The 24,978-nt window shown below is 63.6% G+C and carries 18 protein-coding genes; 6 read left to right on the top strand and 12 right to left on the bottom strand.

The genetic code is table 11. The features are described from left to right. The first annotated feature begins 37 nt into the window (after positions 1–37). Positions 38–1,285 carry a cytosine deaminase gene (codA, locus tag ACLEJQ_RS04675; RefSeq protein ID WP_440792653.1) on the top strand — a complete coding sequence of 416 codons (1,248 nt, stop codon included), beginning with the start codon at positions 38–40 and terminating at the stop codon, positions 1,283–1,285. Between the two features lie 197 nt (positions 1,286–1,482). Here codA and ACLEJQ_RS04670 read toward each other — a convergent pair whose 3' ends face one another. Continuing rightward, positions 1,483–2,475 (bottom strand): diaminopimelate epimerase, encoded by a 993-nt coding sequence (locus ACLEJQ_RS04670; protein ID WP_440792651.1) that lies wholly within the window; start codon positions 2,473–2,475, stop codon positions 1,483–1,485. Between the two features lie 171 nt (positions 2,476–2,646). Here ACLEJQ_RS04670 and ACLEJQ_RS04665 point away from each other — a divergent pair, with 171 nt between their 5' ends. Further along, positions 2,647–3,300 (top strand): carboxymuconolactone decarboxylase family protein, encoded by a 654-nt coding sequence (locus ACLEJQ_RS04665; RefSeq protein ID WP_440792649.1) that lies wholly within the window; start codon positions 2,647–2,649, stop codon positions 3,298–3,300. Between the two features lie 123 nt (positions 3,301–3,423). Further along, complete coding sequence (locus tag ACLEJQ_RS04660) at positions 3,424–4,575, top strand: MFS transporter (RefSeq protein WP_440792647.1); 1,152 nt, start codon at positions 3,424–3,426, stop codon at positions 4,573–4,575. Between the two features lie 204 nt (positions 4,576–4,779). On the opposite strand, the gene ACLEJQ_RS04655 is transcribed toward ACLEJQ_RS04660, so the two are convergent. The 11 genes from ACLEJQ_RS04655 to ACLEJQ_RS04605 all read right to left on the bottom strand — a co-directional run bounded on the left by ACLEJQ_RS04655 (position 4,780) and on the right by ACLEJQ_RS04605 (position 19,953). After that, a complete protein-coding gene (locus ACLEJQ_RS04655; RefSeq protein ID WP_440792645.1) occupies positions 4,780–7,218 on the bottom strand; it encodes a TonB-dependent siderophore receptor in 2,439 nt (812 codons plus the stop codon). 97 nt (positions 7,219–7,315) lie between these two features. Further along, on the bottom strand, positions 7,316–8,287 hold the full coding sequence (locus tag ACLEJQ_RS04650; RefSeq protein WP_440792643.1) for a FecR family protein: 972 nt from the start codon (positions 8,285–8,287) through the stop codon (positions 7,316–7,318). 37 nt (positions 8,288–8,324) lie between these two features. Continuing rightward, positions 8,325–8,825, bottom strand: coding sequence for a sigma-70 family RNA polymerase sigma factor (locus tag ACLEJQ_RS04645; protein ID WP_440792641.1), 501 nt, complete (start codon positions 8,823–8,825; stop codon positions 8,325–8,327). A gap of 464 nt (positions 8,826–9,289) precedes the next feature. Then, positions 9,290–9,730, bottom strand: a complete 441-nt coding sequence (locus ACLEJQ_RS04640; protein WP_440792639.1) for a carboxymuconolactone decarboxylase family protein — start codon at positions 9,728–9,730, stop codon at positions 9,290–9,292. Positions 9,731–10,009: 279 nt separating this feature from the next. Further along, a complete protein-coding gene (locus ACLEJQ_RS04635; RefSeq protein ID WP_440792637.1) occupies positions 10,010–11,452 on the bottom strand; it encodes a mechanosensitive ion channel domain-containing protein in 1,443 nt (480 codons plus the stop codon). Between the two features lie 183 nt (positions 11,453–11,635). Then, entirely contained in the window at positions 11,636–12,502 is an 867-nt protein-coding gene (locus tag ACLEJQ_RS04630; protein ID WP_440792636.1) for a pirin family protein, read from the bottom strand. 262 nt (positions 12,503–12,764) lie between these two features. Next, positions 12,765–13,379 (bottom strand): response regulator, encoded by a 615-nt coding sequence (locus ACLEJQ_RS04625; protein WP_440792634.1) that lies wholly within the window; start codon positions 13,377–13,379, stop codon positions 12,765–12,767. 114 nt (positions 13,380–13,493) lie between these two features. Then, positions 13,494–13,928, bottom strand: a complete 435-nt coding sequence (locus ACLEJQ_RS04620; RefSeq protein ID WP_440792632.1) for a response regulator — start codon at positions 13,926–13,928, stop codon at positions 13,494–13,496. A 281-nt stretch (positions 13,929–14,209) separates the two neighbouring features. Beyond that, positions 14,210–17,443, bottom strand: a complete 3,234-nt coding sequence (locus ACLEJQ_RS04615; protein ID WP_440792630.1) for a transporter substrate-binding domain-containing protein — start codon at positions 17,441–17,443, stop codon at positions 14,210–14,212. A 538-nt stretch (positions 17,444–17,981) separates the two neighbouring features. Further along, the gene (locus ACLEJQ_RS04610; protein ID WP_440792629.1) at positions 17,982–19,316 is read right to left on the bottom strand and encodes a lysine N(6)-hydroxylase/L-ornithine N(5)-oxygenase family protein; all 1,335 of its coding nucleotides are present in this window, start codon (positions 19,314–19,316) and stop codon (positions 17,982–17,984) included. A gap of 157 nt (positions 19,317–19,473) precedes the next feature. After that, entirely contained in the window at positions 19,474–19,953 is a 480-nt protein-coding gene (locus ACLEJQ_RS04605; RefSeq protein WP_440792627.1) for a sigma-70 family RNA polymerase sigma factor, read from the bottom strand. Positions 19,954–20,406: 453 nt separating this feature from the next. Between ACLEJQ_RS04605 and ACLEJQ_RS04600 the strand changes: the two genes are divergently transcribed. The 3 genes from ACLEJQ_RS04600 to ACLEJQ_RS04590 are packed head-to-tail and all read left to right on the top strand — an operon-like array spanning position 20,407 to position 24,934. Then, positions 20,407–21,558 (top strand): efflux RND transporter periplasmic adaptor subunit, encoded by a 1,152-nt coding sequence (locus ACLEJQ_RS04600; RefSeq protein WP_440792625.1) that lies wholly within the window; start codon positions 20,407–20,409, stop codon positions 21,556–21,558. Continuing rightward, a complete protein-coding gene (locus ACLEJQ_RS04595; RefSeq protein WP_440792623.1) occupies positions 21,559–23,529 on the top strand; it encodes a MacB family efflux pump subunit in 1,971 nt (656 codons plus the stop codon). It begins immediately after the preceding gene. Positions 23,530–23,539: 10 nt separating this feature from the next. Further along, positions 23,540–24,934, top strand: coding sequence for an efflux transporter outer membrane subunit (locus ACLEJQ_RS04590; RefSeq protein ID WP_440792621.1), 1,395 nt, complete (start codon positions 23,540–23,542; stop codon positions 24,932–24,934). The last annotated feature ends 44 nt before the right edge of the window (positions 24,935–24,978 follow it).

The following is a 24,978-nucleotide window of genomic DNA, read 5'->3' as shown; positions in this document are numbered from 1 at the left end:
ACGTGCCACCCCAAGACCTCTGAAAGGGACTCGCCTGATGCACATCATCAACGCCCGCCTGCGCAACCGCGAAGGCTTGCATGAGCTGCACCTGGAAAACGGCCTGATCGCCAGCATCGCCCGCCAGACCGAGGCCCCGAGCCTCGGTCCGCAGGATCTCGATGCCGGCGGCAACCTGGTGGTGCCGCCCTTCGTCGAGCCGCACATCCACCTGGACGCCACCCTCACCGCCGGCGAGCCGCGCTGGAACATGAGCGGCACGCTGTTCGAAGGCATCGAGTGCTGGGGCGAACGCAAGGCTACCATCACTCTGGAGGACACCCAGACCCGCGCCCGCAAGACCCTCCAGGCCCTGGCCGCCCACGGCATCCAGCATGTGCGCACCCATGTCGACGTGACCGATCCCGAGCTCACCGCACTCAAGGCAATGCTCGAAGTGCGCGAGCAAAGTCGCCATCTGGTGGACATGCAGATCGTCGCGTTTCCCCAGGAAGGCATCGAGTCGTATCGCAACGGCCGCGAATTGATGGAGGAAGCGATCCGCATGGGTGCCGACGTGGTGGGCGGCATCCCGCATTTCGAGTACACCCGTGACCAGGGCGTCAGCTCGGTTAAGTTCCTCATGGACCTGGCCGAACGTACCGGCTGCCTGGTGGATGTGCATTGCGACGAAACCGACGATCCGCACTCGCGCTTTCTCGAAGTGCTCGCCGAAGAAGCCCGCAGCCGCGACATGGGCGCACGCGTCACTGCCAGCCACACAACCGCGATGGGTTCCTACGACAACGCTTACTGCGCCAAGCTGTTCCGCCTGCTCGGGCATTCGGGCATCAGCTTCGTGTCCTGCCCGACCGAAAGCATTCACCTGCAAGGGCGCTTCGACAACTTCCCCAAACGCCGTGGCGTCACTCGGGTCAATGAACTGCTCGAGGCCGGGATGAACGTCTGCTTCGGCCAGGATTCCATCGTCGACCCGTGGTATCCCCTGGGCAACGGCAACATCCTGCGAGTGCTGGAAGCCGGGCTGCATATCTGCCACATGCTCGGCTATCGCAACCTGCAAAGCGCCCTCGACCTGGTCACCGACAACAGCGCCAAGGCCCTGGCCCTGGGCGAACGTTATGGGCTGGAGCCCGGACGTCCGGCAAACCTGCTGATCCTGTCGGCGGACAGCGATTACGAAATGATCCGCAGCCAGGGGTTGCCGCTGTATTCGATTCGCAATGGCGAGGTGCTGATGAAGCGGCAGATGTCGGTGGTGGAATTCGGCGCGCAGTTGGACTGACCCCTGATGCCGTCCCGTGGGAGCGAGCTTGCTCGCGATGGCGGCCTATCAATTAATACTGGGGTGACTGATCCGGCGCTATCGCGAGCAAGCTCGCTCCCACAGGGGTTCAGCGTCGTACATCAGATTGATGACCACTGAAGATCCACTGTGGGAGCGAGCCTGCTCGCGATGAGGCCATCAGCCTCACCACTCCCTCAAGGTATGGCCCTGGCCGCCCCAAACAGACTCACCCGCACCAATTCTCCACTCTCTTCCTGCAACAGAATCGGCGCCGTGCCGCCCGGCATCACTACGCTGACCGGCCCCGCTTTCACCCAGCCCACCCGCCACGCGGCGCAGGCCACGGCGCTGGCACTGGTGCCCGAGGAAGCGGTGGGCCCTTCGCCGCGCTCGAACACCCGGGCCGCCAGTTGCTTTTCGTCTTCGCGCCAGCCCCATTGCAGGTTCACCCCCAGCGGACAGGGAACCCCGTCGCCTCCGGGCGCGGCGAACGCGATGCGGGTCAGCTCCTGCAAGAGTGGCGCAGCGCCCATCTGCGCATTGGCCGGCAACGCCTCGGCATGCTCAACCAGCGTCACGCAGTGCGGATTGCCCAGGTTGACGAACTGACTGTAGCCCCAGGCCGGGTCCAACTCACAGAGCGCAGGTACTCGACTGAGGTCTCGTTGATCGAAGGCCACACTGTCCACCCCTTGGGCACCCACCGCCTGCGGCCCGAACAGTGGCTGCCCCAGGTCCAGCCAGAAGCCTTGCAGGCCCTCGAACTCAGCGGCCCGCACCGAAGTCTGCAACGGTGAAAAGCCTTGGCGCTTGTCATGATGAACCTGTAGCACACATTCACCATCGTCCGGCATCAAGCCTTGCTCTCGCAGCGCCTGGGAGAAAATCGTCAGACCGTTGCCGCTGCGTTCGGCCAGCGTGCCGTCGGTGTTGACGATCAACACATCGAAAGGTGGTTCCTCCTGGAAGGGTCCGATCAACAGACCATCGCTGCGATGGTCCTTGGCTCCCACCGGTTGCTCGCCCGGCGCCCAGGCACAGAACGCCTGTATCGCCGCCGCGGCCCAAATTTCTCGTACCTGCGCGGCAAGGGTCGCCGTCGGCGGCAAGGCCACACCGCAAGCCCGCACCTGTTGAGGGGAAACCACCCCGTAGAGATTGCCGCGTGCATCATAGAACTGCGTCATGAATCGGGTCCGGAAGCTGCCAGATGAGCCGCCACTTTAAGGGCCCAAGCACCAGAAACACACCTCATACACGCAAAAACAGCGGTCGTAACCTGTCAGTTCCGACAGGTGCGCACCGACCGGAAGAACCCGTATTTTGGCTCTTCCAATCCCAGGCACAAGGACGCCCCCATGCCCCGCAAAGCCTCTTCCAGCCCCATGGCCGAGCTCTACAGCGAAGGCCGCAAACATTTCATCGAACTGGTGCCAGACGGTGGCGCGCGCCTCGATGCCCTGTTCCACACCGCGCCGGCGCTCGGCGAACTGGCGGTGGGCGTGGTGTACGGTCATCTGCAGAGTCGCCCCGGCCTCGATCCACGCTTGCGAGAAGGCGCAACGCTGGCCGCCATCGTTGCGGCCGGCATGGTCGGGCCGCCCCTGAGCGTACATTTCAGGACCGGGCTGGCGTCCGGCCTCGCACCGGGGGAAATCGTCGAACTGGTGGTACAAGCCTCGGCCTTCACCGGTTTCCCCAGGGCCGTTTCCACCGCCGATCAGCTCAACCGGTTGTTCGCGGAGATTGGCCTGGCTTCACCGCCGCCGCCCACCCCACGCGAGGTCGCCCTGACCTTTTGCGATAACGTGCGCAAAGGCCGGCCACCGATACCGGTGGATCCCGCCGTCAAGCGTGCGTTGCGCCGGGCCAAGCACTTGTCGGCCCATGCCACGTCGGCGCGAAGGGTGATCGTCGAATGCATCGATGAGCCCGCATCCCTGGCCGCCCTTCTCGCTCTGGATATCGAGGCGGACCAGGTGGCGCGCATCCAATTGTTCGAGGGACGCTAAAGCCCCGGGATGCAAGGAGGACAAGGCGGCGTTCTGGCACCTTGGGGTCGCGGCGCGGTCAGTGGATATGCAAGCATAGGCCGCTACCCGCCTCACCGAACCGCACGAAACCAAGGACGTTGCATGACCGCCATTACGCCCCCGCCAACCTTTGTCCCCGGACGCCTGGAACAGATGTCCACCCGCATTGCCTATCTCATCGCTGGTGTCGGCATTGCCGCCTGGGCGCCATTGGTGCCGTATGCCAAGGTGCGGGCGAACCTGGACGAGGGCACCCTCGGATTGCTGTTGTTGTGCCTGGGGGTCGGGTCGATTCTGGCGATGCCGATTTCCGGCGCACTGGCGACGCGGTTCGGCTGCCGGCGGGTGCTCAGCGGCGGCACGATTCTGATCTGCCTGGCGCTGCCTTTGCTGGCAACGATGACGACGCTTCCCTGGCTGGTGGCGGCGCTGTTCGTGTTCGGCGCCGGGCTCGGCACCGTGGATTCGACGGTGAACTTGCAAGCAGTGATCGTCGAACGGGCCAGTGGCAAGACCATGATGTCGGGCTTCCACGGCATGTTCAGCCTCGGTGGCATCATCGGCGCGGCCGGTGTCAGCGCCCTGCTTGGCCTGGGCCTGTCGCCGCTGGGGTCGACGCTGGTGGTCAACGCGCTGTTGCTGGTGGCGCTGTTCAAGGCCGCCCCGCATCTGCTGCCCTATGGCAGCGAAAGCTCGGGACCGGCGTTTGCCATTCCCCACGGCGTGGTGCTGTTTATCGGCATTCTGTGTTTTATCGTGTTCCTGGCCGAAGGCGCCGTGCTGGATTGGAGCGCGGTGTTTCTGGCCAGCGAACGTGGCGTGGAGACCGCCTACGCCGGGCTGGGGTATGCCGCGTTCGCGCTGACCATGACGGTGGGCCGGCTGACAGGCGACTCCGTAGTGCGTCGCCTGGGCCCCAAACGCATCATCATCTACGGCGGGACCCTCGCAGCGACGGGGTTCCTGCTGGCGACCCTGGCACCGATGTGGCAGGCGGCGCTGCTGGGGTATGCGTTGGTGGGGGCCGGTTGCTCGAACATCGTGCCGGTGCTGTACACCGCGGTCGGCAAGCAGACGCTGATGCCTGAGGCCATCGCCGTGCCGGCCATCACCACCATCGGGTATGCCGGCATCCTGGCCGGCCCGGCACTGATCGGGTTCGTGGCCCATGGCAGCAGCCTGAGTATTGCCTTCGGGTTGCTGGCGATATCGCTGGTGGCGGTCGCGGCCAGCGGGAAAGTGCTCAAGGTCTGAACCCTGCGCACTCCCCCTGTGGCGAGGGAGCTTGCTCCCGCTGGGTCGCGAAGCGGCCCCAAAACCTGCTGGATCGCGACCACAGGTTCACAACTGCTTCGCAGCCGAGCGGGAGCAAGCTCCCTCGCCATGGGGTTTGTATTTCTTTTTCAGAGTTATGGCTCCTCCCCAGCGTCGTTCTCCGGGGTTACGGTGCAACTTCCGTCAGAACCCCACACTTGCCTGCACAAAGAATGTACGCGGCGCCCCTACATAGATACCCGAATTGTTGTCGCTCGAACGGGTGTAGTACTGGTGATCGAACAGGTTTTTCACCCCGGCGCCGATTTTCAGGTTCGACAATTGCTCACCGAAGTCATAGCCGCCGCGTACGTTCCACAACACGTAGCCGGGCATGTCGCCGTACTGCCCGTCGGCGGTGCCGTCGGTGATGTAGTCGCCACTGAAGCTGCCATCGGCGTTCACGCTGTTGCCGGGTGAGCGTTGCTTGGACTGGGCGAAGGCGTCGAGGTTGTAGGTCCAGCGGTTGACCTCGTAGCGCAGGCCCAGGTTAGCCACCTGGCGCGAGTAGAACGGCAGGTCCCGCCCCTTGAAGCTGGGGATCTGGCCTTCATAGGTCGCACGGGTGTAGGTGAACCCGGCACTGGCAGTCAAGCCTTCCAGGCGTGGGTCCAGCGCAGCCATGTCGTAATGCACCGAGGCTTCCAGGCCCTGGTGCTTGGTGGCGCCCATGTTGGTCCAGCCCACGTCGTTGCTGATGTACTGCAATTCATCGTCGAAGTCGATGTAGAACAGCGTCACTTCACCGCCCCACACGTCATCGTTGTACCGCGTGCCGATCTCGTAGGTCTTGGCCTTCTCAGGGCTCAGGCCGTTGGCGGTGTTGTTGCCGTCGCCGCCCTGGCCGAGCTGGAAGTATTGCAGGCTGCCGAATGAGGTCTCGTAGTTGGCGAACAGTTTCCAGGCATCGGACAGGTGATACATCACGCTCAGGGCCGGCAGCGGTTCGTTGCTGTCGATGCTGCGACGTTTCTCCTGCACAGGACGTCCAGTGGTATCGAGCACCGGGCGGTCGTGCCATTCTGTGCTGATGCTTTCGAAGCGCAGGCCAGGGGTAATGGTCCATTTGCCCACGTCGATCTTGTCATCGATGTAGACCGCGTGGGCTTCCGTGCCACCGGTGCGGTCCTGATAGACGTGCCCGTCGGACCCCGGCCGCACCACCGGCTGGTTGTCCCGCAACGCCAGGCGGCTGGCCTCTTCGTGCATGCCTTCCTTGAGGTAGCGATAACCGACGCTGGCCTCTTGGGTCGTCGGGCCCAGGTCGAACACATGGGAGACCCGCGGCTCGATGCCGAAGGTGTAATAGGTGCGCGGGTAGGACACCAGGTTGCGTTGGTCCCGCGAAGCAATGGTGCTGCCGCGGTAGCTGTCGGAGTAATAGGTCAGCACTTCGGCCTGGGTGCGCTCGTCGATCTGGCGCAGCCACTTAAACGACACATCCTTGCGCCGGCCGCTGAAATTGTCCCAGTCGCGGTCGGACTGGAACGGATCGGCATCGTACTGATTTTGTTTCAGCCCGCCGGGCATGTCGGCCTTGGCGTCGTAGTAATGGAAATTCAGCGAAAAATCGTCCACCTCGGTCGGCGCCCAATGGGTCTTGAGGATGACGTCGTCGATGTCGTTGTCGTTGTTGCTCTTGCGATAACCGTTGCCGTTGACGCCGGAATATAGCAGCGCCACGCCCAGGCCGTTATCGGCGGTCCCTCCGAGGAAGGCCGTGTCGATGTGTTTCCAGCCACCGTGCTGGGAGGTTTCCAGGGTCGAGCCGATTTCACCGGTGGCTTTTTCCGGAATCGCCCGGGTCACGAAGTTGATCACCCCGCCGACGTTCTGCGGCCCGTAGCGCACGGAACCGGCACCGCGCACCACGTCGATGCTGTCCAGGTTGCCCGAAGAGATCGGCGCCATGGACAGCTGGGGCTGACCATAAGGGGCGAAGGCTGCCGGTACGCCATCGATCAACACCGTGGAACGCGGCGACAGGCGCGAAGTGAGACCGCGCACGCCAACGTTCAGGGAGATGTCGCTGCCACCGGTGCCGTTGGCGTCCTGCACCTGCACGCCGGGCACGCGCCGCAGCACGTCGCCGACGTTCATCGCGCCCTGCTCCTGCATCGCTTCGCGGCGGATCACCGTCCGCGCGCCGGGATGATTCTGTACCACCTCGGCGTTGGCGTCGCCGAGCCAGTCACCGACCACCTGGATTTCGGTTGCGCCCAACTCTATCGGGCCAGCGCTGGACGCCGTTGGCGCCGACACCACGGTGACCGAACCCTCATCGATCTGGTATTGCAGGCCGCTGCCCTGAAGCAACTGACGCAAAGCCGCTTCGGCAGACAGGGTGCCGTCCACCGCCGGCGCTTGCTTGCCGGCCACCAGCTCGGGACTGAAAAATACCTGCAACGAGGTCTGCTGCCCCAGCTGGCTCAGGGCCTGGCCCAACGGCTGCGCCTGGATGTGGATGGAGGTCGCGCCCTGGTCGGCATAAACCGGGGCCGTCGCCGTGCTGACGGCCAGGGTCAGGGCCAGTGGCAACCAGGTTGCGGCGGTACGGTTGTTGTTTTTGGCGGGGGTTTTCACGTCGAACCTTGTCCTGTTGATCGCAAGAATACGCGTCTGTTAATGCAAACCAGTTGCAGTTGGACAAGAAGACGAAGAACTCGGAAAAAACCTGAATCTATCGCGCAATTATTTCCTGGCTGCCGTCATCCAGGGTACGAACGGCCACCGGGAGTATGTTCGGCAAGGCCTTGAGCAGTGCATCGGTGTTACCCACGCTGAACACGCTGGTCAGACGCAGGCTGCCCACCGCCGGGCTGCCGACGCGCAAGGGTTTGGCGCGATAACGGGAAACCTCTTCGGCCACCTCACGCAACGGCGCATCGTTGAACACCAGTTTGCCGTTGCGCCAGGCCGTGAGTTCATCGGCGTTGATCGCATAAGGGACGGCGACCTTGCCTTGGGCATCGATCTGGGTACCCAGCCCGGCCGTGAGTTTGACCGGCACGTCGCGGCCCTGGACCTTGACGCTGCCCTGCTCCACCGCCACCCGGGTTTTATTGGCGTCCCGGCGTACGTCGAAGCGTGTCCCGGTCACCGTCACCTGGCCGTTGCCGGCATCCACGGTGAACGGCCGGCCGGCGTCATGCTCGACACGGAACAACGCCTCGCCTTGCGCCAGTTCCACCCGGCGTTGACGGTGGGCGAACTGCACTCGCACCCGGCTGCTGCTGTTAAGGTCGATGACTGAGCCGTCCGGCAAGGCAATGTGCCGACGCTCGCCGAGCGCCGTGGCGAACTCAGCGCTGTAGTCGGCGGGCGAACCCAAGCCACTGAACAGCCCCAGGCCGACCGCCACCGTCAGGACACCGGCTGCCACCGCGTAGCGCAGCAGCGGACGGCGCTTGGGACGTTGGACCGGCGGTTCGCAGAGGGCTTGCAGACGTTCCCTGGGCAACAGGTCCGTGGCGCTCCAGATGCCTTGCAGCAACTGGATTTCATCGCGGTGGTTGGGATGTTCGTCCAGCCAGGCCTCGAAACGCTGGCGCTCATCGGCCCCCATGGCAGGCGCTTGCAGGCGTACGAACCACTGCGCGGCGTCATCGCGAACCCTGTCCTGCCCGCACGGGCATGCACGGCTGTCCATCATGGAAGGTCCTGTGGTTCGGGTGAAAAGTAGGCGCAGATCATGAGTCGGGTCCGTCCAGCCGATCACGCAGATGCCGCAGGGTGCGGATCATATACTTTTCCACCATGTTTTTTGACAGGCCCAGGCGCTCGGCGATTTCCGCCTGGGTCAGGCCTTCGATCTTCTGCCAGACAAACACCGTACGGCAATTGGCCGGCAGCTCGGCAAGCGCCCGTTCGATGGAGTCCGCCAGCTGGATCGCGTGCATGAAGTGCTCCGGGTCGCCCGACAGCGACTGACGATGGTCAAGGACCGCCTCCTCCATGGCTCCCCGTCGATCTTCGCGCCGATAACTGTCTACTGCAATATTACGTGCCGTCTGATGAAGATAGGCCCGCGGCTGCTGGACCGCCGCCGAATCGGACTCGAGCACCCGCACGAAGGTGTCATGGGCCAGGTCCTCGGCCTGTTCACGACTGCGCAGGCGACGGGTCCAGGTGCCGATCAACTCTTCGTAATGCTCGAAAAAGCCGGGCCTGCGGGGCAACTTAGGGGTCATCGCGGTGTGCTGCTGGGACGGGGCGGGAATAGTAATCTTTCCCATTAAGGGGAAGCAAACCTATTGCGGTGGCGATGCCAAAAGGATGCAGGAGGGAAAAAGCCGACCTCAGGGGCGGCAACGCTGTTTTGTGGGAGCGGGCTTGCTCCGGGCGGCGATCCGACGATAGCGTAGTGTCAGCCGCCTTGATTCTGACAGGCCTACCGCATTCGCGAGCAAGCCCGCTCCCACATTGGATATCTGTCGTATTCAGATCCGGAGGTTCATGCAACCCCCTGTGGGAGCGAGCCTGCTCGCGATAGCGGTCGTGTCAGTCAACATCAACATTGCTGATCCAACGCTATCGTCGGATCTCCGCCCGGAGCAAGCTCGCTCCCACAGTTTTTTGGGTGGCGGTTAAACGGAACCTGGATACCAGACTATCGTGGAGGGCTCCCCGTGCCCCACCTCAACAGGTGAAACAATCAAGCCTCCGGCATCTTCCGAAAGCCCACCGCCAAACGGTTCCAGCCGTTGATGGCGTTGATGGCCACGGTGAGGTCGACCATTTCCTTGGGGGTGAAATGCTGGTTCAGCAGTTCGTAGTCGGCGTCCGGGGCGTGTGTGTCGCTCAGGCGGGTCAGGGCTTCGGTCCAGGCCAGTGCGGCGCGCTCGCGGCCGGTGAAGAACGGCGCTTCACGCCAGGCAGTCACGGCGTACAGGCGGCGTTCGGTCTCGCCATCCTTACGGGCATCGGCGGTGTGCATGTCGATGCAGAAGGCACAGCCGTTGATCTGCGAAGAACGCAGCTTGACCAGCTCCAGCAGGGATTTTTCCAAACCCAGTTTCGAGACGGCGGTTTCCAGTGCCAGCATGGCTTTGAAGGCGTCAGGGGAAGCGGTGTAGAAATCGATACGCGGTTGCATGGTGAACTCCAGAACAATGTGGTGTGGCGCTACGTTAGCGCTGCGCTGGCGCACTACAAATAGCCAATTGTTGGGAAGTTCGGGTAGCCAATGGACCCATCGGTGCGGGTTTTGCGCAGGGGCCATGAACCCAAAAGGGCTGGCAAATATCGCCCCTGTGGCGAGGGAGCTTGCTCCCGCTCGACTGCGCAGCAGGCGCAAAGATTTTGGGGTCGCTACGCAACCCAGCGGGAGCAAGCTCCCTCGCCACAGGGGGTCGGATTCGACCTCGGAAGTTGCTCAAGCCCGGCTACGCAGCCATTGCAGGAAGCGCTTCTTGGCCACCGGTTTGGGCGCTTCGCGGGTGAGGTTCTGGGCCAGGTGCATGCGGAAATCCAACAGGTTTTTCATCGCGTCGTTGATATCGCGACGGGCATCCAGGCAGGGTTTGAGGTAGCTGTTTTCGATGCGATAAAGGGTGCAGAAGGTCTTGGCGGAAAAGTCCGCCAGGGTGGCCTGGTCGGCGACGATGCCCGCTTCGCCAATCACCTCGCCCGGTCCCATGCGCCCACCTTCCAGTACCTGGCCATTGCGCACCATCGTGACGCTGACCACCCCCGACTCAATGATGAACAGATGATCGCTGACCTCCCCGGCCGGCAGGATCATTTCCCCAGCGCGGAAGGTCTGCAGGGTCATGTTCTGGCTGAAGGTCTCTTTCTCTTCCTGGCGCAGGGTGGAAAAGATGCTCGAGCTTTCCAGCAGCGCCCGAGGCCGCGAAAAGGCACTGGCCGACGCGCTTTCAGTAGTGGACAACAGGCTGATGCCTGACGCCCGCAGATGCCGGAATGCCAGGTCGAACAGCTGATTGCGCACGTCACGTTTCTGACTCATCGACGCCACGAAGCCACTGATTTCGTATTGCGCCCCGTCACTGCCGGAGCTTTTGAGCGTCACGCAGGGCGCCGGGCTGGCCAGCAGGCTCCGGCAGCCGATCATCGCCCGCTCCAACGCTTCGATGACTCTCTGCGGCCGGGCGTGCGGGCTGACCTGGACGCTGATGGACAAGCCGTGCACATCGCTGGGTCGGCTGAAGTTGACGATCTTGGCCTTGGCCGCCAGGGAGTTGGGAATGACCGCCATGCTGCCCTGGGAGGTCTGCAAGCGCGTGGCCCGCCAGTCGATGTCGGTGACCCGGCCTTCCGTGCCGTCGATGGAAATCCAGTCATCGAGTTGATAGGGCTTGGTGGTGTTGAGCACGATCCCCGAGAACACGTCGCTCAGGGTGCTTTGCAACGCCAGGCCGACGATGATCGCCATCGCTCCGGAGGTCGCCAGCACGCCCTTGACCGGCAGATCCAGCACATACGCCAGCGCCGCGATGACGGCGATGAGGAAGATCACCGCACCGAGCAGGTCTTGCAACAGCCGCCCGGTGTGGCCGACCCGTTGCATCATCGCCGCGCCGATCATCACCGTCAGGGTACGTGCGGCGAACAGCCACCAGGCGATCTGCAAGCCAGTGGCGGCCAGGTGCCGCGGCACGTCGTCGGGCCACTGCGCCGGCACCATCGGGTTCAGCCCCTCGTTGAACAGCAACATGCTGAACAGCGAGAAAATCACCAACCGCCCACCGATTTTCCAATAGGTCCGGCTGGCACTGACCAGCCGCCACATCAGCAGGTCGAGCACAAGCAGCACCAGGGCACAGAGCAACGGGTGGTCGGAGATCAGGGACAGCATCGGGACAGCTCCAGGAAGATCATCGACGGCTAGAGTGGCACAAGTTGAAGATACTGTAGATACACCATAAAACAGTGTGAGCGAGCCTGCTCGCGATGGCGGTGCGACAGTCGCCTTATCTTTGACTGTCATGCCGCCATCGCGAGCAAGCTCGCTCCCACATTTATTTCGGCGTGGCTGGTTTCAGCCTTCCATCCGCCCAAAGCGACCCGAATGGAAATCGCTGAACGCCTGGTGAATCTCCTGCTCGCTGTTCATCACGAACGGGCCATGGCCGACGATGGGTTCGTCAATCGGCTCGCCGCTGAGCAGCAGCACCGCCGCGTCGTTGTTGGCTTGCAGACTCAACTGGTCGCCCGCTCGCTCGAACAGTGCCAGTTGTCCGGCCTCGACACGTTCGCGGTCATTGACCTGGACCGAACCTCGCAGCACCACCAAAGCGGTGTTGTGGCCCTCATGCAGGTCGAGGGTGAGGTTTTTCCCGGCATTCAGGCGGATGTCCCAGACGTCGATCGGGGTGAAGGTCTTTGCCGGGCCGTGCTGCCCGTCGAAGTCACCGGCGATCAATCGCAGGCTGCCGGCATCGTCCTTGAGGGCGATGTTCGGAATGTCAGCCTTGAGCAGCGTCTGGTAGCCCGCCGGGGCCATCTTGTCCTTGGCGGGCAGGTTGACCCACAGCTGGACCATTTCCATGAACCCACCCTGCCGGGCGAAGGCTTCGGAGTGAAACTCTTCATGGATGATGCCCGAGGCGGCAGTCATCCACTGCACGTCGCCCGGGCCGATCGTACCGCCGCTGCCAGTGGAATCACGGTGCTCCAGTTCGCCCTGGTAGACGATGGTCACGGTTTCGAAACCACGATGGGGATGTTGGCCGACGCCGCGACGCTCAGGAGTCGGTGTGAATTCGCTAGGGGCCGCGTGGTCCAGCAGCAGGAACGGACTGATGTGCTTGCCCAGGTTGTCGTAGGAAAACAGCGTGCGGACTGGAAAGCCATCGCCCACCCAATGAGGCCGCGGGCTGGTGTAGAGGCCGATGATGTTTTTCATGCTGTGTCTCCAGATCAGGGTAGCGATGCCATGGACACAGCTTAAAACCGGCGTCTTTAACGCACTAGATCGCAAAAACCGGTCTTAGCGTTCTATTTGCAGAACGCCCGTTCCCCACTCTACTGTGGGAGCGAGCCTGCTCGCGATAGCGGTGGGTCATCTTGCATGAGTGTTGAAAGTGCCGACGCTATCGCGAGCAAGCTCGCTCCCACAGCGGGATTTCTGGTGAATGGAAAAATCTGTGAACATCCGTCCCATCGGCCTACAGATGATTACGCCTGGCAAACTCCGACAGCCCCACCAGTGACTTCAAACCGAGCTTCTCCAGCAAACGGGTCTTGTAGGTGCTGACGGTCTTCGGGCTCAGGAACAGGCTTTCGGCGATGTCTTTGCCGCGCATGCCCATCGACAGCATGCGCAGGATCGACAGCTCGCGGGTAGACAGGCTTTCCAGCGCCTGTTGTTCGGTGCGCTGCTGGAAATCGAGCCTGACCGACATCTGGGGAAAATAGGCATAGCCGGACTTCAACGCATGGATCGCCTTGATCAGCTCCTTCAGGTCGCTTTTCTTGGTCACAAATCCCCGGGCGCCGGCCGAGATGCAACGGTTGCAGAAGTGTTGCGCATCCTGGGAAGTGAACACCAGCACGCCGCAGTCAGGAAATTGCTCCATGATCCAGACCAGCAGGTCCAGGCCGTCGAAACCGTTCATCACCAAGTCCAGAATCACCAGATCCGGCGCGCCTTCCTTGATTAAGGTCCTGGCGTCGGCCGCGCCACTGGCGTCGCGCACGCGGGTGAACCCTTCGTTCTGGCAGATGAGTCGCAATGCGCCTCGTATGACAGGGTGGTCATCCACGATCAATACGTCTTTCAAGGCAATTCCCCCGGTCGGTATCCATGGCACCGATGCCACGACGGCAGCGGACTCTTGCACAAATGTCCGGTCCGGCCACCTGTCAGGTCTGACAGTTCGGACCAACGGTGCGGCTCAGCTTCCATAAGCCTGCCGGAGCACTCTCGCCAGCGGTGCTTGCGACGCGTCGACCTGCACATCGACCCGCGCCATCAGCCCACGCAATGACGCCAGGTCCGGCAGCGGGGCCAGGCTCCAGTGCATGCTCGACCGACGCCCGACAGGCACTGGTCGCACACCGGTCGCGGGCGCGTTATAGACCCATCCGTGACGAACCTGTGGGTTATAGATAACAAAATCGTGCAAGTCCAACGCCCCGCTCGCCATCCCGGCGTTGATCACCACCAGGTCGAATGGCTCGCTGCCATACTCCACCAGCGTCAACAATTCCTGCAGGTGACTCACGGGGACAATCCGGAAATAGCCCAGTTGATTGAACAGGCGCTCCAGCACCACTCGATGGGTATGTTGTGGGTCGGCAATCAGGATACGTAGTGCTTTGTTAGGCATCGGGGTATTCCAGTAGCAACGCAACGGGTAGGAAACTGGGGCGTCAGGCTAGAGGAAGGTTTTGAGAGGCGCTGTAGGACAAGTCCGAAAAAGCAGAAGGAAAAGAGTAATCCCGATCAAACGAGAGAAATCGTGTGGATGACCTGATCCTGTGGCGAGGGAACTTGCTCCCGCTCGATCGATGGGCTGGCGCTTCAGTGCGAGGCGTTCACAGACTTGGGCCTGCTGCGCAGTCCAGCGGGAGCAAGCTCCCTCGCCACAGGAGTTTGGGTGTTCTTGAGTCATTGTCCATCGGCCATGGTTTCCAGACGCTCTGCCAACTGCTCCATCGCCTGCTGCACATCCTCCACCGCCTGGCCGAGCGATACCCCTTCGGCTCCGCGACAGGCATTTTCGAGTGCTTCGCAGGCATTGACCAGGCGCCGCGCCTGGATGATCCGGGCGCCGCCCTTGATCCGGTGCGCCAGGTCCGCCAGGCCGGGCATGTTGTGCTGGCTGAACAGGTGCCGCAGCCGGTCGGCATCTGCGGCATTGCTGCGCACCAGCTCCTGCAACAATTGCTGGATGGCGTCGGTGTCGCCACCGGTCAGTTGTTCCAGGCTGCTCAGGTCGATATCGGCGCTGCCTGTCGCTTCAACGGCATCCGGCACGACGGAAGCCAGGCGCGCGCTCAGTTGCTTGAGGCTGATGGGCTTGAACAGGCAATCGTCCATACCGGCCTCGGCGCAACGCTGCTTTTCCTCAGGTTGGGCATTGGCGGTAAAGCCCAGGATCAGCCCCGGTGGCAGGCCCTGGGCGCGCTCTTCGGCGCGAATGGCCCGGGCCAGTTCGTAGCCGCTCATCAACGGCATGTTGCAATCGGTGATGACCACATCGAAGTGCTCGCCGCGCCAGGTGTGCAGAGCTTCGACACCGTCCTGCGCATCCTGGACCCGGTGCCCCAGGTAATTGAGTTGCTGCGCCAGCAACAGGCGGTTGGCCGGGTAATCATCCACCACCAGAATGTTCAACGGCCGCAGCGGTGCGGGCGCCTCGTCCTCGGTTGGCGGCGGGTCTGCCGGCGTATCTGCCAAGGTGTCGAGCGTCGGCAGGCTGAGGCGGACTTCAACCTGGGTGCCCTGCCCCGGCACGCTGCTCAATGTCAGGCTGCCGCCCATCATTTCGCACAAGGTGCGGCTGATCACCAGCCCCAGCCCGGAGCCGCTGCGGGCCGACTGGCCGGCATGGCTGGCCTGGGTGAAAGGACTGAACAGGCGCCGCTGGTCTTGCGGCGAAATCCCGCTGCCTGTGTCCTCGATCCTCAGGCAGATACCTAGCTGTCCCTCCACCGCGCCCGGTTCGCCACGCACGCTCAGGCGCACCAGGCCCTGGTCGGTGAACTTGATCGCGTTGCCCAGAAGGTTCGATACCACCTGCTTGAAGCGCAATGGGTCGATCAACACGTCGCGCCGAATTGACGCGTCCAGATCCAGTTGCAGATGCAAATGTTTCTGCCAGGCCAGGCCTTCGAAAATGCGTGCCACCGACTCGACCAATTCGTGCAGATTGGCCCGCTCCGGGGTCAGCGACAGTTTTCCCGATTCGATGCGGGCGATGTCGAGGATGTCGCCGATCAGGTCCAGCATGCCCCGGGCGGCGCCCGAGGCGACTTCAATGGCGAAACGGTCGACCACGCCCCGGTCGGCTTTTTTCAGCGCCAGTTCCAGCATGCCGATCACCGCGTTCATCGGCGTGCGGATCTCATGGCTCATGGTCGCCACAAAGGTGGTCTTGGCCCGGTTGGCCTGCTCGGCGTTCTCTTTTGCCGCCCGCAGTTGCGCCAGCAGACGCCGAAGGTACAGGCCCCACCCCAGCGTCACCAGCAGCAGCAACGCGGCGATGGCGAACCCCTGGACGATGGTCGTGCGGTTGCGCAGCCAGTAGCTGTCGTCGATCACCACCTCACTGCGCCAGCGGTTGGTCAGCTCGTCCATTTCTTCGGGGGAGATGCTCAACAGTGCCTTGTCCAGGATCGAATACAGCTCCACCGAACCGCGGGGGGTCGCCAAGGCGATGCGCGCCGGCAAAGTGCCGACGGTACTGGTGATTTGCAATCGGTCGCGGTACTGCCGAGAGATCATGTAGCGCGCGCTGATCAGCGAATTGATCGCGCCGTCCACCGTGCCCGCGGCGACCATGGCCATGGCCTCGGGGACGTTTTCGGCGGGCACCCGTTGTACCTCGGGAAAATGTTCTTGCAGGTATTGCTGCAGTACGTTGCCGCGCACCAGCGCCAGGCGCTTGCCGGCCATCTGGTTCAGCGTCAGTGGGGCCTGGGCATTGGGTGGCGCCACCAGCACGAACGGGTTGGTCAGGTACGGGCGGGTAAAGCGCAGCGCGTCTTCATCGTCCGATTCGGTGCTGACGGTGATGGCCGCCAGCATATCGGCCTGGCCGCTCTTGACCTGCTCGATCAGGTCGTACACCGACTTGCCCCGCTGGATGTCGAACTTCAGGCCGGTGCGCAAACCGATCCTGGCCAGCACATCGGCGCTGATGCCGCGGAACTGGCCTTGCTGGTCGATGAATGTCAGGGGCAGGAAGTTTTCGTCGATCACCACCCGGATTCGCGGATGGGTATCCAGCCAGCGTTGCTCGTTGACGCTGAACTGCAACGCTTGCTGTCCCGGCATGCTCGCCCCGCCCGCACTCCAGCGGCGCAGGATGTCCATGCGTTCGCCGGCGGGAATGGCTTGCAGCGCGGCGTTGACGATGCGCAGCAAACGCAGGTTGTCGCGGCGCAGGGCAAAAGCGAAGGGTTGGACCTCCATGCGCGAGAAGTCCGCCAGTTGCACGTTGTTCAGGTAGTTCTTGCTGATCAGGTAATTGGCGCTGATCGAGTCCCCGAGGTATACGTCGGCCTGCCCGAACGCCACAGCGCCGATGGCGTTGAGGGTCGAGGGGTACAACTGCAAGGTGGCCTCGGGATAAAAAGCCTTCACCGTGTCCGGGGGCAGGTAGTGATAGAGCATCGCCACTCGCTTGCCCGCCAGGTCCGAGGGCAAGTCCTGGCTGTCGTCAATACGCGCCACCAGGGTGGGCAGGTCATCGGCGTAGGCTTGGGACATGCTCAGGTCCGGCTCTGCGGCTTCGAAACCGTTGGCGGTGTCGAGCAAGTCGATCTCGCCGCTGCGCAGGGCCTCGAGCGATTCGGCACGGGATCGATAGCGCTGCACCTGTACTGAGACGTGCAGCAGTTGACCGAGCAATTGCGCGTAGTCGGCGGTCAGGCCTTCATAGTCGCGGCCATTGCCAGTGATGCTGAACGGTGCGTAGTCCGGCGCCGAGGTGCCCAGCACAAGCGTGCCCTTTTGCCGCAGCCAGGCCCAGTCAGCGGCGCCCAGTGACGCCGCATAGTCATCCACATGGGAACGCCCGAGCACCTGCAAAGTCTCGGGGGCTCCGGCCACCGGCGGCGACATGCTCAATGAGCCCAGCAACAGCACCGCCAGGCCTGCGCATAAAGACAGCTTCATCGGGTTCAAGTGTTGCGCTTGGCGTAATCGGCCCGGAACACCACCGACTGCATTCAGCCAGGGCAACCGGCGGATGGGTTCAAACTGCCAATGCGAGGGAACAGCGAACCGTCAAAGCCTGCCGAACCGTGGCAGGCGTGAGATGAGTGTAGGAAATTTCTGAGGAATTGCCTGAAGAACTCACGGGGGCTCGGGGTTGAATAAAAAACTGTATTCACACCGGCCCCATTGTGGGAGGTGATCGCAAGATAGATGTTCGGCGCAAAACCAGTGTGGGAGCGAGCTTGCTCGCGATAGCAGTGTGTCTGTTTGCATTGATGCTGAATGTGATGCCGTCATCGCGAGCAAGCTCGCTCCCACAGGGGACCGCAGATGGCCGCAGGACTGGTGTTCGGCCCAGACCAGTGTGGGAGCGAGCTTGCTCGCGATAGCAGTGGATCAGCTTGCATTGATGCAAGATGTACCGCCGTCATCGTCGGATCGCCGCCCGGAGCAGGCTCGCTCCCACAGGATCCGGGTGGGTCAGGACATTCGGGCTCTACACCGCAGCCAACAACTGGTCACGCACCGTACGCCCCTGGCCGCGGAGCTTGCCGTGCTCATACAGCGAGCCGGCGATTTCATCGGCGCGTACCGGCAGGATCGACAGCAGCGTATCGCTCAGGCCGTGGCTGGCCTGGCAGAAGCCCTGCATGTAGATCGCGGCCTTGCAGCGCTCGTCGGTGATCAGCTTGTAGTGACGGTCCACTTCGAAATCCCCCAGGTACTGGGCGAGCGGTTCCAGCAGGGTACGGTGCATGTGCCGCTCGTAACCGGTGGCCAGCACCACCGCATCGTAGCGGCGCACCGTCAACTCGCCGGTGGCGTTGTTGCGCACGGCCAATTCGACGCCGGCTTCGGTGGCCGTGGCCTTCTCCACCGTGGTCAGGGTACGGAACGCATGGCGGGCGATGCCGGAGACTTTCTGGCGGTAGAAAATCCCGTAGATGCGTTCGATCAAGTCAATGTCCACCACCGAATAATTGGTGTTGTGGTACTCGTTGATCAAGCGCTCGCGCTCGCCGTGGGGTTGCTGGAACACCAGGTCGGTGAACTCCGGCGAGAACACTTCGTTGACGAAGGGGCTGTCGTCCGCCGGCTTGAGGGCCGAACCGCGCAGGATCATGTCGACTTGCACCGAAGGGAAACTGTCGTTGAGGTCGATGAACGCCTCTGCCGCGCTTTGCCCACCGCCGATGATCGCGATGTTCATCGGTTGCCCGTTCACACACGGCTGGGTCGCCATGCGCTCCAGGTATTGGGAGTGGTGGAACACCCGAGCGTCATCCTTCAGCGCCTTGAACGCCTCGGGAATGCGTGGCGTGCCGCCGGCACTGACCACCACCGAACGGGCGGTGCGCACGAATTCTTCGCCCTGGCTGTCGCGGGAAATCACCCGCAGGGTTTCCACCTGCTGGTTATGCAGGACCGGCTCGATGCGCAGCACTTCTTCGCCATAGCGGCTCTGCTCGGCGAACTGCGCGGCGACCCAGCGCAGGTAGTCGTTGAACTCCATACGGCACGGGTAGAAGGTGCCCAGGTTGATGAAATCCACCAGGCGGCCGTGGTGCTTGAGGTAATTGACGAACGAGTATGGGCTGGTGGGATTGCGTAGGGTCACCAGGTCCTTGAGGAACGAAATCTGCAGTTCGCTCTGGGTCACCAGGGTGTTGCCGTGCCAGCGATAGTCGGCCTGCTTGTCGAGGAACAGCACATCCAGTTCGCCCTGCACGGGCCCTCGTTCTTGCAGCGCGATGGCCAGCGCCAGGTTCGAGGGGCCGAAGCCGATGCCGATCAAGTCGTGAACGATGGGCGCTGCAATTGCCTGTGTCATGTCCAGTGTCCTCTGGAAAAGCCCCTCAACAGGGCGCGAAAAGCCTGGGTGACCTACCGACGCCGTGGCGGTAGGTGCCCGGGGCGGTCAGTCGTCTGTTGAGAGGAACGAGGACAGTGAAAAAAAATTTACCGCCGTGGGACCGGCGGGAGATAAATCAGCATGCGTCCCACTGTCGCACGCGAACGCGGCAATGTTTCATGGCGTTGACGATGTGTTTTTCCACCAGCGCTCGGGAAATGCCCAGCCGCTCGGCGATCTGCGGGTGGGACAGGCCTTCGAGCTTGCGCAACAGAAAGCTCTCGCGGCACAGCGGCGGCAATTCGGCCAGGGCCCGCTGCAGCATGTCCAGGCGCTGGCCATGATCGAGGCTGGTGTGGGGCGACGGCGTGAAGAAGCGCTCTTCGTTATCCAGCACGTCCAGGGATTCGACCTGGCGCAGGGTATTGCGTCGATGCCCGTCGATCACCAGGTTCAGCGCCGTGCGGTATAAAAAGGCCCGCGGCTGTTCGATGGGCGTGTCGCTGGCGCGCTCCAGCACCCGCACATAGGCGTCATGCACCACATCCTCGGCCGCCTGGCGGTTGCCGAGCCTGGCGTTGAGGAAACACACCAGTTCGCGATAGTAGTTTTCCAACCTGACTCCCGTGCGCAGTGCCTGCGACCGCTATCCCTGTGCCCCTCGGCGTGCCTGGATTCGGCAGTGGCACGATGGTGGCAGCATCAATCGCGTAATTTATAGTAATTCTCATATAGATTTAAAGCTTTCCTTTATCTCAGCGTTCGCCCCGCAATAAATGGCGCGACACAAAGCCCCTGTGGCGAGGGAGCTTGCTCCCGCTGGGGCGCGAAGCGGCCCTCATCTGCAGCTCCATCTCGACAGCGCTAACGGCGGCGCCTGCCTTGGGCCTGCTGCGCAGTCCAGCGGGAGCAAGCTCCCTCGCCACAGGGGCCACCCTGTTCCTGGGTAGCGATCCTGCTACCAAGTGTTTCAACCAGTAAATTCCCGCCCAAAGCGCTCGTTTACCAGAACAGCCTCCCGTCCCAGACACGCGTGCGACGGGCTCGATACCACCGGCCGGAACCCTGCATGAAACCTCCCCGCCCTACCCGACGCGCCTGGCTCATGACCTTCGCCCTGCTTCCGGCTGTCGCCTTCGCGGCCTGGCAAGCCGTGGCCCCCAACCGCGAAGCGCCGGCCACCGCGCTCGTCACCCGCGGCGATATCGAAAACAGCGTGACGGCCCTGGGCACCCTGCAACCGCGACGCTATGTCGACGTCGGGGCTCAGGCGTCCGGGCAGATCCAGAAGATCCACGTCGAAGCCGGCGACGAGGTGCGCGAGGGCCAGTTACTGGTGGAGATCGACCCTTCCACCCAAAAGGCCAGGCTCGACGCCGGACGCTTCTCCATCGAAAACCTCAAGGCGCAGTTGCAGGAGCAAAGGGCCCAGCACGACCTGGCGCAGCAGAAATTCCAGCGCCAGCAACAACTCAAGGCCGGCGGCGCCACCCGCGAAGAGGACGTGCAGACCGCCCGCGCCGAGGTCCGGGCGACCCAGGCACGCATCGACATGTTCCAGGCCCAGATCCGCCAGGCCCAGGCCAACCTGCGCAGCGACGAGGCCGAGTTGGGCTACACGCGGATCTACGCGCCGATGAGCGGCACCGTGGTCGCGGTCGGCGCCCGAGAAGGCCAGACCCTCAACGCCCAGCAACAAACGCCGCTGATCCTGCGCATCGCAAAGTTGACGCCGATGACCGTCTGGGCCGAAGTTTCGGAAGCGGACATCGGCCACGTCAAACCCGGGATGAACGCCTATTTCACCACCCTGGCCGGCGGCACCCGGCGCTGGAGCAGCACCGTGCGCCAGATTCTCCCGGTGCCGCCGCGCCCGCTGGAGGCCAGTCAGGGCGGCAATCCCAACGGCGGTCGCAGCGGCAGCGAACGGGTGGTGCTCTATACGGTGTTGCTCGACGTCGACAACGCCGACCGCGCCTTGATGACGGACATGACCGCCCAGGTCTTCTTCGTCGCCGCCCAGGCCAAGGATGTGCTGAGCGTGCCCAGCGCCGCATTGCAGGAAGCCACCGGCCAGGTCCGGGTGCTGGCCGACAACGGCGAGGTCCAGCCACGGGCCGTTCGCACCGGCGTCAGCGACCGTTTGCGCACCCAGGTGCTCGATGGCCTGAGCGAGGGCGAGCGGGTGCTGATCGGTCCGGCCGCCGGAAACGGAGGCTGAATGAACACACCGCTGATCGAACTGCGCGACATCCGCAAGGCCTATGGCGGCGGCGACAGCCCTCGGGTCGAAGTGCTGCGCGGCATCGACCTGTCGATCCACGCCGGCGAGTTCCTGGCGATCGTCGGCGCGTCCGGCTCCGGCAAATCCACGCTGATGAACATCCTCGGTTGCCTCGACCGCCCCACCAGTGGCGAGTACCGTTTTGCCGGCGAAGACGTCGCTCGCCTGGGCAGCGACGAACTGGCCTGGTTGCGCCGCGAAGCCTTCGGGTTCGTGTTCCAGGGTTATCACCTGATTCCTTCCGGCACCGCCCAGGAAAACGTCGAAATGCCGGCGATCTACGCCGGCACCTCGGCGGCCGAGCGCCACGCCCGGGCCAGCGCCCTGCTCGCACGCCTGGGCCTGGCGAGCCGGACCGGTAACCGACCGCATCAATTGTCCGGCGGGCAACAGCAACGGGTGTCGATCGCCCGGGCCTTGATGAACGGCGGCCACATCATCCTCGCCGACGAACCCACCGGTGCCCTCGACAGCCAGAGCGGCATCGAGGTTATGGCGCTGCTCGATGAACTGGCGAGCCAGGGCCACGTGGTGATCCTGATCACCCACGACCGCGAGGTGGCGGCCCGGGCCAAGCGCATCATCGAGATCCGCGACGGGCTGATCATCAGCGACAGCGCCGTGGCCGATGCGCAACCCTCGGCGGTCAATCCGTCAGCCTTGCAAGCGGTGGACCTGCGCCAGCGCCTGAGCGCCGGCAGCGAACACAACGGTGCCTGGAAAGGCGAGCTGCTCGACGCCGTGCAAGCGGCGTGGCGATTGATGTGGATCAACCGCTTCCGCACCGCCCTGACCCTGCTGGGCATCGTCATCGGCGTGGCTTCCGTAGTGGTGATGCTGGCGGTGGGCGAAGGCAGCAAGCGCCAGGTCATGGCCCAGATGGGCGCCTTCGGCTCCAACATCATCTACCTCAACGGCACCGCGCCCAACCCGCGCGCGGCCAAGGGCATTATCAGCGAACAGGACCTGGCGGCCCTCGCCGCCCTGCCCGAGGTGCAGCAGATCATGCCGGTCAACGGTGCCGAAGCCAGCGTGCGCTTCGGCAACCTTGACCACACCAGCTACGTGGGCGGCAACGACACCCAGTTCCCGGCCATTTTCAATTGGCCGGTGGTCCAGGGCAGCTACTTCAGCGACGCCGACGAACGCAGTGCCGCAGCGGTGGCGGTGATCGGCCACAAGGTCCGGCAGAAGCTGCTCAAGGACGTCGCCGACCCCATCGGCCGCTACGTGCTGATCGAAAACGTGCCCTTCCAAGTGGTCGGCGTGCTGGCCGAGAAGGGCGCGAGTTCCGGCGATTCGGACGCCGACAACCGCATCGCCGTGCCCTACTCCGCCGCCAGCGTACGGCTGTTCGGCAGCCGTCATCCCGAGTACGTGGTGATCGCCGCCCGGGACGCGGGCAAGGTCCGGCAGGCCGAGCAAGCCGTCTCCCGCACGCTGTTGCGCCTGCACAACGGCAAGCAGGATTTCGAACTGACCAACAACGCCGCGATGATCCAGGCCGAAGCGCGGACCCAGGGCACGCTGTCGCTGATGCTCGGCGCCATCGCGGCGATCTCGCTGCTGGTGGGCGGCATTGGCGTGATGAACATCATGCTCATGACCGTACGCGAACGGACCCGGGAAATCGGCATCCGCATGGCCACCGGCGCCCGCCAGCGCGACATCCTGCGCCAGTTCCTCACCGAAGCGGTGATGCTCTCGGTGGTCGGCGGACTGGCCGGCATCGGCCTGGCGCTGCTGGTGGGCGGTGCGCTGCTGCTGGGCAAGATCGCCGTGGCGTTCGAATGGCTGGCGGTGTTCGGTGCCTTCGGCTGCGCCCTGGTCACCGGCGTGGTCTTCGGTTTCATGCCGGCCCGCAAGGCGGCTCGCCTCGACCCGGTCGCGGCCCTCACCAGTGAATGAATCGCACCCTATGAAAGCGCACCTGACCCTTCTGGCCGCGAGCCTTATGCTGGCGGCCTGTGGCTCGCCGCTGCCGAAACCGGACAGCGGCATCGAGCCGCCGCCGGCCTGGCAAAATGTCGAAACGCCAGGCGCTCGCACTGACAACCAGCAATGGTGGACGCACTTTGGCAGCCCGCAGTTGAACCGGCTGATCGAACAAGCGCGCCTGGACAGCCATGACCTGGCCGCCGCCATGGCCCGGGTTCGCCAGGCCCAGGCCAGCGCGGTGATCGCCGGTGCGCCACTGTTGCCGGAGATCAAGGCCGGGCTCAACGGCAATCGACAAGAGTTGCTGCGGGGCAAAGGCTACAGCCAACTGGACGTGAGTCGGGAAAGCCGCACCATCGATTACTACGACGCGAACCTCAGCGCCACCTATGAACTGGATTTCTGGGGCGGCAAACGGGCGGCGCGGGACAGTGCATTGAGCAGCCTGTCGGCCAGCCAGTTCGACCGGGCGACGGTGGAGCTGACGTTGCTCAGCGGGGTTGCCAACAGCTATACCCAGGCGTTGTCCCTGGGCGAACAGCAACGCATCGCCGAATTGAACCTCGCCAACGCCCAAAGCGTGCTCAACCTGGTTCAGACCCGCTACGACGCCGGCAGCGCCACGGCGTTGGAACTGTCCCAGCAGAAAAGCCTGGTGGCGGCCCAGCAACGCCGGTTGCCCCAAGTGCAGCAACAAGCCCGGGAAGCACACATCACTTTGGCGACGCTGCTGGGGCAGCCGGTGCAATCGCTCAACCTCGCCGATGAACAGTTCGACCGCGTGCACTGGCCCGCCATCGAGGCCGGCGTGCCCAGTGAACTGCTGCGTCGCCGCCCGGACATCGCCGCCGCCGAAGCGCGCCTGACGGCGGCCGAGGCCGACATCCGCGTGGCCCGCGCCGCCCTGCTGCCCTCCGTCACCCTCGGTCTGAGCCTGGGCACCGGCGCCGACATCGCCGACCAGTTGCTGCGCAACAACGTCTACAACCTCACCGCCGGCCTGACCGCACCGATCTTCAACAACGGCCGCCTGAGAGCTGAACGGGACAAGGCCCGCGCCCGCCAGGAAGAACTGCTGGAGCTGTACCGCGCCGCCATCATCAACGGCTTCGCCGACGTCGAAAAAGCCCTGAGCAGCATCCGCGGAATCGACCAGCAACGGCGGTGGCAGACCGAAGAACTGCAACAAGCCCAGAACGCCTTCGACATCGCTCAAAGCCGCTACCAGGCCGGCGCCGAAGACCTGCTCACCGTGCTCGAAACCCAACGCACGCTTTATGCGGCGCAGGATATGAATGTGCAACTGCGCCTGGCACGGGTCCAGGCGAGCGTGGCGTTGTACAAGGCGTTGGGTGGGGGTTGGCAAGTCAACTAAGCCGCCCTTCCCGCACTGATGCGGATCCGGACTAACCCCCGTGG

The organism is Pseudomonas sp. SMV71, assembly GCF_052042015.1.
Classification (GTDB): domain Bacteria; phylum Pseudomonadota; class Gammaproteobacteria; order Pseudomonadales; family Pseudomonadaceae; genus Aquipseudomonas.
Note: the sequence above shows the minus strand (reverse complement) of the source record. Positions and strands in the feature narration are given on the sequence as shown.

Excerpts from the sequence above, each read along its gene's own strand:
- ACLEJQ_RS04615 (WP_440792630.1), bottom strand. The coding sequence starts at position 17,443 with ATGAAGCTGTCTTTATGCGCAGGCCTGGCGGTGCTGTTGCTGGGCTCA.
- ACLEJQ_RS04610 (WP_440792629.1), bottom strand. The coding sequence starts at position 19,316 with ATGACACAGGCAATTGCAGCGCCCATCGTTCACGACTTGATCGGCATC.
- ACLEJQ_RS04635 (WP_440792637.1), bottom strand. The coding sequence starts at position 11,452 with ATGCTGTCCCTGATCTCCGACCACCCGTTGCTCTGTGCCCTGGTGCTG.
- ACLEJQ_RS04670 (WP_440792651.1), bottom strand. The coding sequence starts at position 2,475 with ATGACGCAGTTCTATGATGCACGCGGCAATCTCTACGGGGTGGTTTCC.
- ACLEJQ_RS04650 (WP_440792643.1), bottom strand. The coding sequence starts at position 8,287 with ATGATGGACAGCCGTGCATGCCCGTGCGGGCAGGACAGGGTTCGCGAT.
- ACLEJQ_RS04665 (WP_440792649.1), top strand. The coding sequence starts at position 2,647 with ATGCCCCGCAAAGCCTCTTCCAGCCCCATGGCCGAGCTCTACAGCGAA.
- ACLEJQ_RS04600 (WP_440792625.1), top strand. The coding sequence starts at position 20,407 with ATGAAACCTCCCCGCCCTACCCGACGCGCCTGGCTCATGACCTTCGCC.
- ACLEJQ_RS04630 (WP_440792636.1), bottom strand. The coding sequence starts at position 12,502 with ATGAAAAACATCATCGGCCTCTACACCAGCCCGCGGCCTCATTGGGTG.
- ACLEJQ_RS04645 (WP_440792641.1), bottom strand. The coding sequence starts at position 8,825 with ATGACCCCTAAGTTGCCCCGCAGGCCCGGCTTTTTCGAGCATTACGAA.
- ACLEJQ_RS04640 (WP_440792639.1), bottom strand. The coding sequence starts at position 9,730 with ATGCAACCGCGTATCGATTTCTACACCGCTTCCCCTGACGCCTTCAAA.
- ACLEJQ_RS04590 (WP_440792621.1), top strand. The coding sequence starts at position 23,540 with ATGAAAGCGCACCTGACCCTTCTGGCCGCGAGCCTTATGCTGGCGGCC.
- codA (WP_440792653.1), top strand. The coding sequence starts at position 38 with ATGCACATCATCAACGCCCGCCTGCGCAACCGCGAAGGCTTGCATGAG.
- ACLEJQ_RS04660 (WP_440792647.1), top strand. The coding sequence starts at position 3,424 with ATGACCGCCATTACGCCCCCGCCAACCTTTGTCCCCGGACGCCTGGAA.
- ACLEJQ_RS04620 (WP_440792632.1), bottom strand. The coding sequence starts at position 13,928 with ATGCCTAACAAAGCACTACGTATCCTGATTGCCGACCCACAACATACC.
- ACLEJQ_RS04595 (WP_440792623.1), top strand. The coding sequence starts at position 21,559 with ATGAACACACCGCTGATCGAACTGCGCGACATCCGCAAGGCCTATGGC.